General features: G+C 56.4%; 14 protein-coding genes. 9 read left to right on the forward strand and 5 right to left on the reverse strand.

Going from position 1 to position 13,610, the window contains the following annotated elements; translation table 11 throughout:
• Positions 1-8 precede the first annotated feature (8 nt).
• Both ACLEXF_RS12575 and ACLEXF_RS12580 read right to left on the reverse strand, forming a co-directional pair.
• Complete coding sequence (locus ACLEXF_RS12575) at positions 9-350, reverse strand: RamA family antibiotic efflux transcriptional regulator (RefSeq protein WP_004202492.1); 342 nt, start codon at positions 348-350, stop codon at positions 9-11.
• 30 nt (positions 351-380) lie between these two features.
• Positions 381-1,496 (reverse strand): MBL fold metallo-hydrolase, encoded by a 1,116-nt coding sequence (locus tag ACLEXF_RS12580; protein ID WP_407259896.1) that lies wholly within the window; start codon positions 1,494-1,496, stop codon positions 381-383.
• Positions 1,497-1,675: 179 nt separating this feature from the next.
• On the opposite strand from ACLEXF_RS12580, the gene ACLEXF_RS12585 reads away from it, so the two are divergent.
• The 9 genes from ACLEXF_RS12585 to ACLEXF_RS12625 all read left to right on the forward strand — a co-directional run bounded on the left by ACLEXF_RS12585 (position 1,676) and on the right by ACLEXF_RS12625 (position 8,288).
• Positions 1,676-2,257, forward strand: a complete 582-nt coding sequence (locus ACLEXF_RS12585) for a TetR/AcrR family transcriptional regulator (RefSeq protein WP_017899014.1) — start codon at positions 1,676-1,678, stop codon at positions 2,255-2,257.
• Positions 2,257-2,625, forward strand: coding sequence for an MmcQ/YjbR family DNA-binding protein (locus ACLEXF_RS12590; RefSeq protein WP_004202487.1), 369 nt, complete (start codon positions 2,257-2,259; stop codon positions 2,623-2,625). The genes ACLEXF_RS12585 and ACLEXF_RS12590 overlap by 1 nt, the downstream gene beginning before the upstream one ends.
• Before the next feature lie 119 nt (positions 2,626-2,744).
• Positions 2,745-3,398 carry an oxygen-insensitive NAD(P)H nitroreductase gene (gene nfsB / locus ACLEXF_RS12595; RefSeq protein ID WP_004202485.1) on the forward strand — a complete coding sequence of 218 codons (654 nt, stop codon included), beginning with the start codon at positions 2,745-2,747 and terminating at the stop codon, positions 3,396-3,398.
• A 247-nt stretch (positions 3,399-3,645) separates the two neighbouring features.
• A complete protein-coding gene (locus ACLEXF_RS12600) occupies positions 3,646-4,080 on the forward strand; it encodes a PTS sugar transporter subunit IIA (protein ID WP_002893017.1) in 435 nt (144 codons plus the stop codon).
• On the forward strand, positions 4,073-4,543 hold the full coding sequence (locus ACLEXF_RS12605) for a PTS sugar transporter subunit IIB (protein WP_004202482.1): 471 nt from the start codon (positions 4,073-4,075) through the stop codon (positions 4,541-4,543). Before ACLEXF_RS12600 ends, ACLEXF_RS12605 begins: the two co-directional genes overlap by 8 nt.
• A gap of 14 nt (positions 4,544-4,557) precedes the next feature.
• Positions 4,558-5,301 carry a PTS mannose/fructose/sorbose/N-acetylgalactosamine transporter subunit IIC gene (locus ACLEXF_RS12610; protein WP_004183295.1) on the forward strand — a complete coding sequence of 248 codons (744 nt, stop codon included), beginning with the start codon at positions 4,558-4,560 and terminating at the stop codon, positions 5,299-5,301.
• A gap of 2 nt (positions 5,302-5,303) precedes the next feature.
• Entirely contained in the window at positions 5,304-6,158 is an 855-nt protein-coding gene (locus ACLEXF_RS12615; RefSeq protein WP_064188085.1) for a PTS system mannose/fructose/sorbose family transporter subunit IID, read from the forward strand.
• A 17-nt stretch (positions 6,159-6,175) separates the two neighbouring features.
• Positions 6,176-7,237 (forward strand): glutamine--fructose-6-phosphate aminotransferase, encoded by a 1,062-nt coding sequence (locus tag ACLEXF_RS12620; protein WP_004176977.1) that lies wholly within the window; start codon positions 6,176-6,178, stop codon positions 7,235-7,237.
• 64 nt (positions 7,238-7,301) lie between these two features.
• Positions 7,302-8,288 (forward strand): SIS domain-containing protein, encoded by a 987-nt coding sequence (locus ACLEXF_RS12625; RefSeq protein WP_004202478.1) that lies wholly within the window; start codon positions 7,302-7,304, stop codon positions 8,286-8,288.
• 52 nt (positions 8,289-8,340) lie between these two features.
• Here ACLEXF_RS12625 and ACLEXF_RS12630 read toward each other — a convergent pair whose 3' ends face one another.
• The 3 genes from ACLEXF_RS12630 to ACLEXF_RS12640 form a co-directional block, all read right to left on the reverse strand.
• Positions 8,341-11,070, reverse strand: coding sequence for a sigma 54-interacting transcriptional regulator (locus ACLEXF_RS12630; protein WP_080847302.1), 2,730 nt, complete (start codon positions 11,068-11,070; stop codon positions 8,341-8,343).
• Between the two features lie 96 nt (positions 11,071-11,166).
• Positions 11,167-12,201 (reverse strand): hypothetical protein, encoded by a 1,035-nt coding sequence (locus ACLEXF_RS12635; protein ID WP_049092047.1) that lies wholly within the window; start codon positions 12,199-12,201, stop codon positions 11,167-11,169.
• 532 nt (positions 12,202-12,733) lie between these two features.
• A complete protein-coding gene (locus ACLEXF_RS12640; protein ID WP_017900842.1) occupies positions 12,734-13,603 on the reverse strand; it encodes a helix-turn-helix transcriptional regulator in 870 nt (289 codons plus the stop codon).
• Between the last annotated feature and the right edge of the window lie 7 nt (positions 13,604-13,610).

Here is a 13,610-nt window from a genome sequence, read left to right on the forward strand (position 1 = left end):
GGCGCGCCTCAGTGGGCGCGACTGTGGTTCTCTTTACGGTAGGCGCCCGGCGGCAGATTGAAGGTCCGGGTGAAGACGCGGGTAAAGGTCTGTTGCGAATCGAAGCCATACTTCAGGCAGATATCGTAGACCCGCTGATCGGTGTCACGCAGATCGCGGGCGGCCAGCAGCAGCTTCCTTTCGCGAATATAGCGCCCCAGGCTCTCCCCTTTATACTGTAAAAACAGCCGTTGCAGATGCCATTTCGAATACCCGGCATGGCGAGCGATATCATCAATACGCAGCGGTTGATGCAGGTTGTCATCAATCCACTCGACGATAGTATCAATCACCTGAGCGGAAATCGTCATATGCTCTCTCCTCTGATACTGCACTGGCGCTTAGCGCCACCAGGCGTTAAATGATTGCGTCTTATCGGCGACCCACACCGGCTCGCCCTGCACAGGCGTCAGCAGACGCCAGGCCCTTCCTTCGCTGGCAGCCGCCAGCCGTTGATACGGTTCATCCCAGCTGTGTTTCGCCAAAACGAATCGTCCTGCATGCCCAGGCAGCACCGCGCGAGCGCGCAGGTCGTCGGCGGCCTGAGCTGTTTCATCCGGCATCATGTGAATATATTTCCAGTCCTGGTCATACTGCCCGTTCTCCATGATCGCCAGATCGACCGGACCAAATTCATCGCCTATCGCTTTAAAGTGCGGCCCATAGCCGCTGTCGCCGCTGTAATAAATCTTTTGCTGCGGGGTAACGAACAGAAAACTGGCCCACAGCGTCTGGTTGCGCTTCAGCCCACGGCCGGAAAAGTGCCGCGCCGGCAGGACGTGGACGGTGAGCTCGTCGTTAACCGGAATCGCCTGCTGCCAGTCCGCTTCGGTAATCAGCGCCCCGTCCATCCCCCAGTAACGCAGGTGCGAGCCAACCCCCAGCGGCGTAATGACCCGCTTAATTTTCGGCAGCAGAGCGCGGATGGTGGCGTAATCCAGATGGTCGTAATGATCGTGGGAGATGATCAGCAGATCGATCTCCGGCATCCCTTCCGCCCGCCACGGATAGTCGCCGGGAAAAGCTTTATTAATAAAGGAGAACGGCGCCGCGTAATCGCTGAACACCGGGTCGATCAGGATGCGTTTTCCCGCCAGCTGCAGATACCAGGAGGAGTGGCCGAGCCAGACCATCACGTCCTGCCCGAGGGGCAGCGTCGCCAGATCGGTCTTCACCAGCGGCAGCGGCTGCGCGGGACGGGCGTTTTCCCGTTTAGTCATCAGGAAATCCCACCATGCCGCCAGCATATTTTTTTGCCCGGTGAACCCCGGCGTGGGCAGCTGGTTATGGAACTGGCCATCCCGGTAGTGGGGGGACGCTTCCACCTGGCTAAGCTGTGCCCCCTGCGGCGCCTTACCAAAACCGGCATTGAGGACAAACGGCAATGTCGTTGCTACTGCGAGTAACATGATGGCGACCACGCTGAAAGTGACACGGTTCATATCCTGACCAGACAAAAGCCCCCATCCCGGAGGCTTTATGATATAACTTGATTATGAGTGAGTACGCACTCATTATTAGGAATGTGATGAAAGTCGTCAAGACGATTTTCAATTTTTGCGTTCCGCCGTTGCAGCAACCAGGTCAGACGTGCAAAGATCGGCGGTTTGTTTAAACCTGCATGAGGAAAAAAGTAGTGGCTCGTCCAAAGAGTGAAGATAAAAAGCAAGCGTTACTGGAAGCTGCCACCGCGGCTTTCGCCCAGTCCGGCATCGCCGCCTCGACGTCGGCCATCGCCCGCAGCGCCGGTGTGGCCGAGGGGACGCTGTTTCGCTATTTCGCTACCAAGGATGAGTTGCTCAACGAACTGTACCTCGCCATTAAGCTGCGCCTGGTGCGCACCATGATCGCCGGGCTGGATCCGGACGAGAAGCGCCCGAAAGAGAATGCGCGCAATATCTGGAACAGCTATATCGACTGGGGCGTGCGCAACCCGATGGAGCACAAGGCGATCCGCCGTATGGCGCTCAGCGAGCGCATCACTGACGAAACCCGCCGCCAGGTGAAAGAGAGCTTTCCGGAGCTCAACGAAATGTGCCAGCTGTCGGTGAAAGAGATATTCCTCAGCGAGGCGTATCGCGCCTTTGGCGACGCCCTGTTTTTGTCGCTGGCGGAAACCACCATCGAATTCGCCAGCCACGATCCGCAGCGCGCCCGGGAGATTATCGCCCTCGGTTTTGAAGCCATGTGGAACGCCCTGCATGAGGCGGACGCCTAATGACGCCGGAAACACTGCATCCCTGCGCTCACCGTATCGCCCTGACCTACCCGTTTACCGAACACTGCTGGCCCTTTGGGCCGGAGTACGATGTGTTTAAGGTCGACGGCCGCATCTTTATGATCACCATGACCATTCGCGGGCGGGCGCTGGTCAACCTGAAGGCCGAGCCGCAGAAGTCGCTGCTCAATCAGGAAATTTATCGCAGTATCGAACCCGGCTACCATATGAACAAGAAACACTGGATCACGGTGGTGCCGGGCGACGACATCAGCGAGGATCTGCTGGCCGAGCTGATTGACGATTCGTGGCACCAGGTGGTGAACAAGCTGAGCAAAAAGGCGCAGCAGCGCCTGCGTCCGCGCTGATTTTCAGCCAAACGCGATAAGTGTTATCGCATTTTTCACCCTTATCATTTTGCGATCTTCGCTGTACTCTTCCTCTCCTGAACGCACCGGTAAGGTGCTGTAAACTGTGAGGAAGAGTTATGGATATCGTATCGGTCGCTTTGAAGCGCTATTCCACCAAGGCCTTTGACGCCACGAAAAAGCTGACTGCCGGGGAAGCGGAACAGCTGAAAACGCTGCTGCAGTACAGCCCGTCAAGCACCAACTCCCAGCCGTGGCACTTTATCGTTGCCAGCACCGATGAAGGCAAAGCCCGCGTGGCGAAAGCCGCCAGCGGTACCTACGTGTTCAACGAACGTAAAATTCTTGACGCCTCGCACGTGGTGGTGTTCTGCGCGAAAACCGCGATGGACGACGCCTGGCTGCAGCGCGTCGTGGATCAGGAAGAGGCCGATGGCCGTTTCGCCACTCCTGACGCAAAAGCCGCTAACCACAAGGGTCGCACCTTCTTTGCCGATATGCACCGCAAAGAGCTGAAAGATGACGATCAGTGGATGGCGAAGCAGGTGTATCTCAACGTCGGCAATTTCCTGCTGGGCGTAGCGGCGATGGGCCTCGACGCCGTGCCGATCGAAGGGGTTGATTTTGCGATCCTCGATGAGGAGTTTGACCTGAAAGCCAAGGGCTACACCAGCCTGGTGGTGGTCCCGGTTGGCCACCATAGCGTGGAGGATTTCAACGCTACCCTGCCGAAGTCGCGTCTGCCGCAGTCGACGACCATTACCGAGATTTAATTCCCTTCTGCCGGGAACGCCCGGGCCATGGCGCAGCAGCGTCTCGCCCGGGACTTTCTTCCCCCACTCTTTCCCCTCTTTTTCTGCCGTTTGTGCCAGGTTTCTGGCGCTAATGAGCCCGCTTGTGCCAGGAATAACGCCTTTAGTGTGAACCAGCTGGTTTAATTAATTGATAAATAATATTTTTTATTTCTGGCACGCCCTTTGCTCTTAACAGATACCGCTATCTGGATGAAGGAGAAACCGGGTGAAACATATCTATGTGGCCAGCCACGGCCATTTTGCTCGCGGACTGGTGAACAGTTTGTCGCTGCTGATTGGCGATGAACACGGCGTTATCCCGGTCTGCGCCTATGACGAAGATATCGTGACCACCGAACAGCTGGAGCAAACCCTGGAGCATCTCATCGTCCAGGCGAATGGTGATGAAGTGGTGATCTTCACCGACCTGCTTGGCGGCAGTATTAACAATAGCGCCGTGAGCGTCTTGATGCGACATCGCAACGTTTTCGTGGTCGCCGGCATCAATCTGACTCTGCTGCTGGAGTTTCTGCTGTGCGAAGAAGCCACTACCGAGGCCGCGATTATCTACGCCACCAGCGCGGCGCGTGAATCCATTGTTTTCATCAATCCTCTAATAACACAACCATCCTCTGACCCACAGGGAGAATCTCATGATTAAACTCGTGCGCATTGATTATCGGCTGCTGCACGGCCAGGTGGTTTTTGCCTGGACCCGAGCGCTGGATATCGACCATATCATCGTCGCCAACGCCAAAGCCGCGGCGGATGCCTTCATTACGATGTCGCTTAACCTGGCAAAGCCAGCGGGCGTCACGCTGGACATCGCCACCGTTGAACAAGCGGCGGAAAAGCTTAACAGCGGCAAGTTGGATCATAAAAAAGTCATGGTGGTCCTTGGCAATACTGCGGAAACCCTCGCGCTAGTGGAAAAAATCCCGGAAATTAGCGCAATTAATTACGGTGGTCTGCCACAGAAGGAAGGGGCAAGACAATTCGGCAAGGCCATCTATCTGACCGACGAGGAAATCGCCCATAGCAGAGCGCTAAAAGAAAAAGGCATTCGGCTGGAGATGCGTCAGGTACCCGCCCACTCGGCTGAACTCCTTAACGACCAACTTTAACTTCGGAGGTCACTATGTTGCTCACCGCAACGTTACTCGGCCTGATCGCCGCTCTGGGGATACTTGATGGCCGCCTGCTTGGGGTATCAATGATCGATCGACCGCTGGTGATGTGCGCCCTCACCGGTCTGGTCTGCGGTAATTTGCATGAGGGGATTCTGATTGGCGCTACGCTGGAGCTTATTTTCCTCGGCAACGTCGCCATCGGCGCCGCGCACCCGCCAGATATCGTGACCGGCTCCGTATTGGCCACCGCGTTTTCGATCATGTCCGGCCGCGGTCCGGAGGCTGCGCTCACCATCGCCATCCCTGTCTCAATGCTGGCGCAGACGCTGGGCATCCTGGTGCGCGTGGTGAACGCCCGCTTTGGTCATCTGGCGGATCGCTATGCGGCACAGGGTAATACCCGAATGGTCGGCCTGATGCACCTCGCCGGTCCGACGCTACTCTATTTTTTAAACGGATTTCTACCGGTTTTTTTTGCCATTCTGCTTGGTTCTTCGGCGGTAAGCTGGTTCCTGGAGGCCATTCCACCGGTGATAACCAACGGATTGATCGTCGCCAGTAAGATCCTGCCAGCGCTCGGCTTCGCCCTGCTGATCAGCATGATGCTCAGCAGCAAACTGATGCCGTATCTCGGTCTGGGATTTCTGATAGCGGCATATACCAAACTGGATATCATCGCCATTGCGCTATTCGCTGTGGTGTTGGCATTTATCATCAGCCAGTTCCTTAATCTTAAGCAGCAGGAGAGCTAATCATGAGCGAAATGACGCAAACTGTGACTGGCGCTAACCAGCCGCAAAGCGATGACGCAAGCCGCATCACCGCCCGCGATTTACGCAGCGTGTTCTGGCGCTCCTTTACGCTACAGGGCTCGTGGAACTACGAGCGCCAGCAGCATATGGGCTACGCCTTTGCCATGTCACCAGCCCTGAAGCGTATCTATCAGGACCCAACGGAGCTGGGGCGCGCCCTGCAGCGTCATCTGGTGCTGTTTAACACCACGCCCCATCTCTCGACCTTTATCTTCGGCCTGTCGATTGCCATGGAAGAAGAGAACCAGCGTAACCCCGAATTTAATGAGGAGTCGATAAACGCGATTAAAACCAGCCTGATGGGACCGCTGGCGGGCATCGGCGACTCCATTTTCTGGGGATCATTAAAGGTTATCGCCGCCGGGATGGGTATCTATTTCGCCCAGCAGGGCAGCCTGCTGGGACCGATACTGGCGCTGTTAGTTTATAACCTGCCGCATCTTTTGTGCCGCTGGTATGGCCTGAAGCTCGGCTACCGGGCGGGTACGACCTGGCTGATGAGAATTTACCAAAGCGGCCTTATGGACCGGGTGACCTATATCGCATCAATTGTTGGCCTCATGGTCGTCGGCGCGATGACCGCCAGCATGATAGATATCACCACCCCGCTCAGCTTTACCGCCGGGCAGACCACCATGAAGGCGCAGGAGTTTATTGACAAAATTCTTCCTTCGCTGCTGCCGCTGCTTTTCACCCTCGGGATGTACAAGTTGATCCGTAAGGGAGTCAATATTAACTGGATCCTGCTAGGAACCGTCGCGTTTGGCATGGCGGCCAGCGCGCTAGGCCTGCTTTAAGAAGAGGAATATCACCCATGCACGTAGAAGACTATATGAATGAAACACCCGCCCGTTTGCTCGCTATGCTGACGCAGACGCGGGAAGATCTCTGGCAGGCGGCGAAAGCGCTAACGGAGCGCGGCATCACGCGTATTATCCTGACCGGCTCCGGTACCTCTTATCACGGCGCGCTGACCGCCCGCTCGTTTATGCAGCAGTGGTGCGGGCTACCCGTTGATGTCTACTGGCCTTTTCTGCTGGATGATTCGGCGCTGACCCTCAGCGACAAAGCGCTGGTCATCGGCATTTCTCAGGGAGGCGGCAGCCTCTCTACCCTCGCCGCAATGGAACGCGCCCGGGCAGCCGGGCATCTCACCGCTTCCATGGCCGGGGAAGCGCCAGCCGTTATCGACCGGGCGGCAGATTTGGTCTTAACAGTACCCTGTGGAGAAGAGCGGGCTGGCGCTAAAACCAAAGGGTATCACTGCACCATACTTAATCTGATGCTGCTGGCGCTTGCTGTCGCCAGTCGCCAGCGGCGCCTGAGCGATGAGGAGCGCAAAGCGCTACTCATCCGCATGGATACCACGTTTAATCATTTGCCGACGCTCATTGAGGCCTCGCAGGCGTGGGTTCTCAACCATGCCCGACCGCTTATCGACAGCGCGGACATTCGCCTGACCGGTCCGGCAAGGCTGTTTGGCACCGTTCAGGAAGGTGCGCTAAAGATGCTTGAAACGCTACGCTGTCCGGTTGCCGGTTACGAATTTGAGGAGTTCATCCACGGGATCTATAACGCCTTCGACGAGCGCTCTACCCTGATCATGCTCGATCCGTTTCCCGATGAGCGTCAGGATCGCCTGGCGGAAATACTTGGCGGCTGGACTCAGCATATTTATCGCATTGGTCCACAAGTCGAAAATAACGGCAAAAATATGCCCTTCGCATTTATTAACGATCCCGACTTTGCGGTCTTTGAATATATCATTCCGTTACAAATGGTTTGTGCCCGACTGCCACCAGTGAAGGGCATCGATCCCGCGATACCGAAGGATCCGCAGTTCCACCAGAAAATGAAAAGTAAACAACCCAATTAATTGACGCATAGTAAAAGTTATCCGCTATTCAGCGGAGGACCCGTTACATCTCAAGGAGACCAATATGTCTATAGCTCATAAAAACGCACATACTATTATTCGCGATATTTTATCTAAGCAGCACATTGAGCGCGTATGGTTTGTTGGCTGCGGTGGTTCATTAACCGGTTTCTGGCCGGGGAAATATTTTCTCGATTGTGAAGCTAAAAAGCTGGCTGTCGGCTATGTTACCAGTAATGAATTTGTCCACGCGACGCCGAACGCGTTAGGTAAAAACAGCGTAGTGATCCTCGCCTCGCAGCAGGGCAACACCGCTGAAACGGTGGAAGCCGCCCGCATCGCGCGTCAGAAAGGCGCCGCCACTATTGGACTGGTATATACCCCCGGCACGCCGCTGTGCGAACACAGCGATTACACTATTGAATACTGCTGGGCGCGCTATCCCGAAACCGTCGATCCGACGCAGCAAAAAGCGGCATACAGCCTGTGGCTGGCGCTGGAAGTGCTTGCGCAAACTGAGGGATACGCCCATTACGATGAGATGGTCAGCGCCTTTGCCAGTTTTGAATCCGTGGTACGCGGCGCTCAGCAGCAGGTTCAGGCGGATGCGCGCCATTTTGCCGAAGCCTGGAAGAGCGAAAAGGTCATCTACATGATGGGCAGCGGCCCCTCATTCGGCGCCGCGCATCAGGAATCCATCTGTATTCTGCTGGAGATGCAGTGGATTAACTCCGCGAGCATCCATAGCGGCGAGTATTTCCACGGTCCCTTTGAGATTACCGAAGCGGGAACGCCGTTTATTTTATTAAAAAGCAGCGGCCGCACACGCCCGCTGGATGACCGCGCGATCCGCTTTATCGAACGTTACCAGGGAAAACTGCAGATTATTGACGTGGAAAAGGTGGGAATCGACACACTGCACGCCAGCGTGCGCGAATATTTCTGCGGCCTGCTGCACAACTGCGTACTGGATGTTTACAACCTGGCGCTGGCCACCGCCCGCAACCACCCGCTGACCACCCGCCGCTATATGTGGAAAGTCGAATATTGATTCGCTAACCGCCTGCCAGCCCCGGCGTAACTCTCCGGGGCTGCGTTGAGAATTACCAGCTAAAATCTTCAATACGCAATTCAAAAATATCGTGAATATAGCCAATTTCCGCTACCGGTAGCGCCACGTTATAGAGTATTTTCAGACGCTGGAACGAGTGATTCACCATGGCAATAAATTCGCCATGCTGGCGGGTAAATCGCTCAAGATCTTTATAATGGCTAATTTCATTACGCATTACCAGACGCTCAATCATACAGCTGAGATGCACATATAAACTGATAATTAAGTTATTATTAAAATGAAAACCAAGCGTATTTTGCCACTCAGCGATAATGGTTTCGATATGCCCCATGGTTTTTCCGGCATTCAGTATCGTCAGAGAGTTGACAACGTTATGCAGCGAAAACTCACGAACCATATTTTTATTAATCAGCGCAATTTGCTTTTCATTAAGATAGCCGCTTAAGAGCTGACTCAGATGTCGATGTCCCTGCTCGCCAAGTAGTTCCTCAATGCCAACCCAGGGCACTCCGGCCAGCTGCGGGTCGTGGGTACCCACGACCGCAATAACTTCATACTGGTGGAGCAACGATACCGCCGTACGACTGTTTTTTAAGCGCGTATACTCGCAGGCGATGATGTTAATATCAAAATCGTTGAGCAGGCTCTTCTCCATCAGATTTTTAAATTTAAATGCGGTACCGATACCTGTAATACAGGTCACCAACAGCGCACGCTCTTTTTTTTCTGCGGGCCAGAACACATCCCAACGCGACTGATTAAGCGGCACGATCTCTTCGGCGATTTGTTCGATGTTTTTTCCCAGCGCGATCTCGCTGGCAACGTTCAGCGCCATGCGGGTCGTGACGTTATCCACCACCACCAGCGGGCCGTGAATCACCGACAAAAGCGCATCGGCAATCTCCTTGGTGTAGCCCATATCAATAAGCACCATCACACCCGCACGCGTGTCCGTATGCTGGAGATAATCAACCACGGCGCGACTGACATCGTTAAACGCCACCTCCATCGGCATATCCATGGCCTGGTAGATCTTCTCGCCAATCAGGCGGTTGGCAACGCCGGCAATGCTGCTGGCGGTCGAATAACCGTGGGCGATTATCAGCGCTTTCACTTTTCCGCCGCTGGTCGCATCAATCGCATTGCTGACGATAGCGGCAACCGCCAGGCGGTCAAGCGTATCGATGAGCAGATCGTATTTATTATTGACGACATCCAGTAGTTTCTCCGCGATACGCTGCGCCAGCCCCGCCGAGGAGTCCAGCCAGCGCTGCATCACCAGACGCACGGGCTCAGCAACGCTACGCGGCGCCAGAGGGAGGCTGGTGAGGTAGCGGCCGGTAAGATAAGCGAATTCGACATTTAGCTGAAGGTCATAATTGACAGCGATTGCTTTGCCCACATCTTCAATAAAGCGCAGCCGTTTGTCCTGCAGAGAGACCGTACTCTCCTGATTCATCAGCGCATCAAGATAGAGCGTCACGTTCTGATAAATAAGCTTTTCAAAGGTCCGCACGCTAATATTATCCTGAGCCAACTCCTCGCACAGGCTACAAATATTTTCCGTTAGCCGTTGGTATTCATGGTGACGACCAGAAAAAAGAGGCTGCGCGTCGCCATCGCGGTAAATCATAACCCGCTCGCTATTTTGCTGAAGGGAAAAAGGCGCATCCGCCAGTAATCGGTCGGGCAGCAAACCCGCTTTTATGTGTAAAAGACCGCTATCACGTTCGCCAAATGTCCAGGCGCTGGCGCAAATATTGCGAATCAAATTTTCCAGCCCACCGACATTTCCTTCAAGCGTTTCACGCATGAGCTGGCTGACGATTTCGCCATCCAGCGCCAGATCGTGGTTCAAACGCTGGGCTTCACGGCGGAAAAAGTGGTGGATAAACGCCAGCCGCTCGAATTGGCCGCGTTCAGCGATCGGCAGAATTTTTACAATTACCGGAATACGGCGAATAAAGGTCGCCAGGAAATGTTTTTCCAGATCCTCGGTTGAAGCAAAAATTAGCCGCACCGTGGCGCTGCGCTCATCGGTGCTCTCCCCCAGCCGGCGCCAGCTACCGTTATCCATAAAATGAAACAGCTTTTCCTGACCTTCGGGCGGCAGCCGATGAACCTCATCGATAAACAACACCCCACCGTTGCTGGTCTCGATAAGACCAGGAACGGCTTTATCGGCGCCGGTAAAGGCCCCCTTCGCATGACCAAATAACTTCGAGGTCAGTAGTTCTGGATTATTCGCGTACTCGGCGCAGTTAAATACGGTAAAAGGCGCATCGGCAGGTAAAATGCCTTCATCTATTGCGTAGTGCCAGAGCTGGCGAGCTAGAAAACTTTTCCCAGTGCCAGTAGGGCCCCGCAGCAGCAGCGGCAGACCTGCGCCAGGGTAGCTGATGGCAGCCTTGCACTGGCGCAATGCTTCCTGCAGGCTGCCCTGCGCGCCAATCAGCTGCGCCAGACTATCCTGACGCTCCGCGCACAGCGCCTGAATGGAGGCGTATTCGCCGTGCCGAACCGCCAGGCGGTGATGATCGCGCAGAACGGTAACGGGTAAAAACAGCACCGGGCGACCATTCACTTTGACCACCCGCTGCTCGCGATGGAGATTATTCAGATGATGGCTGATGATGCTGCGTTTTTGCTTCAAGCTATCGGCAATGGCCATAGCGTTAAACTCGCCCAGCGCTTCCGCCGTCAGCGCTCGCCCGGCGATCCGTTGTTCTAGCTGGCGAAAAATCGACTCCTTGTTCATCTCGCTCCCCTGTCAAAAGCGTAAAATTCGCTTATACGACAATTCGCGCAGGACGTCGCTGCCGTCAGCCACACTTCTTTAAAAGCGCTTAATTTTTCATGGCTTAACGTTCCCCGCGTGCCAGATGCGCTCGGCATAGCGGCCAATCACCGCCAGCGAGACGGCAAGGATCAGGAAAAACAGCACCTTGTGCATCCCGTTCCAGAAAAACTCAAAGAAGCGGGTATAGAGATTGATCGCCAGGAAGGTTAACCCAAAGCCGCGCAGCATTGCGTCATCGGTTTTCAGACTGATAAAAATGCAGACGCCGGCCGCCGCGGCAAACAGCAGCCCCCACGGCAGGAGTCGCGCCTGGCTTACGTTGTACCAGCTGTCAGCGTCGTAATTGCCGAAAATCGACAGGATCCACAGCGCAATAAACAGATACGTGAGGCCCATCGCCTTGCTGACGGTAAACAGCTGCCGCTGGCGAAGCAGGGACTGCGCGCCGTAGCAGAGCGCCAGCAGCGCGCCGCCGAACAGGACGAAGCGAATCGGGTAGTTCATGCCCAGCCAGTAGGCGCCCCACCCCGAGACGTAGCCGGTTTCTGCGCCAAACCAGTTACCCAGCGCCAGCAGAAAAAAAAGCCACACCAGCCCGGAGCGGGCAACATAGCCGATAGCGCCGTAAATCATGCATCCGGCCAGAAACAGCGGCGCGATATGGCCGCTGCCGTTATCCAGCCGTTCACCCAACTGCCATAGCGCCACCGCGGTAAAGACGACGCCCAGAAACAAAATCGCCTCGGTGCTGTAGTGCCACTGCGTCTCCCGCTGCTGGCGGCGAAAACCCCAGCCGTAGCAGGCGACTGCCAGCAGTGCAGGCAGCAGGATCCGCGTCAGCGCCGAGTGGCTGAACAGGCTCAGCAGCCACGCCACCAGTTCGCTGTCGGCAAACAGACTGCCCAGAGCAATCAGCACGCAGGCCAGCGCGGTCCAGAAGGCATAGCGGCTCAGGCGCCGCCAGTCGAAGGGGGAGACGCGCAGCGTGTGCGCCAGCCGCTGACTGTCCGCCGGGGTTAACTCCCCGCTGGCCTGCCAGGCGTTCAGCGCGCGCTGAATAATGCGCTGCTCTTTTCGGGTTACGTTCATAGGCATTCCTTGAGACTGATGACAAACCTGTTTTCGCTAATGTGCTCGCCTTTTTGCCGGGTGGCGGCGTACGCCTTACCCGGCCTACAAACCCAAATCACCGCGGGTCCTGGGGCTGCTGAAACTGCCGGTGCTGGCGGCCTCAACATCGCTGAGACGTTCCCGGCAGGCCGGGGCAGCCCGCATGGATGCGGGCTGAGGGCCGTGTTTTGCATGGACGCTGCCTCGGCCCGACCCGAAGCCTGCAGGGATAAGTCGAAGGCACCACGAAGTGGCGATGTTGCTGGCCGGAGCCCGGGGGTACAGGGGGCGGCGGCGACTGGCCGCCCCCTGTGCGCTCCCTGCGCCATGAGAGATATAACGCAGAAGACTAACCGGGAGCGCAATGTGCGCTGAAGTCGCAGATAACATAAAAGACTTCCCTGCAGTGCTTTCCCTCACCCTGGCCCTCTCCCGGAGGGAGAGGGAACCGTCCAGCAGCCCGGCCGGGCAATACCCGAAGATGGCACATTCTCAACCATCTGAGTCCTTGTCATGAATGTTGGTCCAGCCACGCCAGCGCCTGCTCGCCCGCCTCGTCCATCGGCAGGTAGACCAGCAGACGCGAACCATTGCGCGGCGCCGAATACCAGTACATCTGCTGCAGGCTGAATCGCCCGAGCTGCGGGTGGTTAAAATGTTTAATCTGGTTTTCCACGCCGCGCACCTCGTAGCGCTGATGCCACAGCGCTTCAAACTCCGACGAGGCGGCGAAAAAGCGCGCCAGTTTGTTTTCCCATGCCGGATCGCCACGGTGCTCGGCCATCGCGGCGCGGAAATAGGAGACAAAAGTCGGCAGCACATCGCGATTTTCAATCCGGCTGCGCCAGGTCTCATGGGTCAGATACAGATAAATGCAGTTGCGATCTTCTTCCGCAAGGGTGGCGAAATCGACACCCATCAGGCGGCAGAAGCTGTCGTTCCAGGCCACAATATCAAAGTTCGGTTTTTGAATGCTGGCCGGCTGCGGCATCAGGCTGTCCAGCATGCGGCGGGTGCCGGGGCTGATGCCTTCGCACGCCGTCACCTGGGTGGCTTCCGGCGGGGTCAGCCCGGCGAGCACGAACAGATGCCGGGTCTCCAGCGGACTGCACTGCAGGGCATTCGCCACCCCCACCAGCACTGCCTCCGACGGATTCACCTCCCGCCCCTGCTCCAGCCAGGTGTACCAGGTAACGCCGACGTCGGCGAGCATCGCCACCTCTTCCCGGCGCAGACCCGGCGTGCGTCGGCGGCCCACCCGGGGTAACCCCAGGCGCTGCGGATCGAGGCTTTCACGGCGGGCGCGCAGAAACGCCCCCAGCTGTTTGCGCCGATCGTCCGGCACGGCGAACGTCGACTCCCGTTGCGGCATCGTGGTCATCACCCCT

Origin of the sequence: Klebsiella pneumoniae complex sp. WS1778, from assembly GCF_049472055.1 — a bacterium.
Lineage (GTDB): Bacteria > Pseudomonadota > Gammaproteobacteria > Enterobacterales > Enterobacteriaceae > Klebsiella > Klebsiella quasipneumoniae.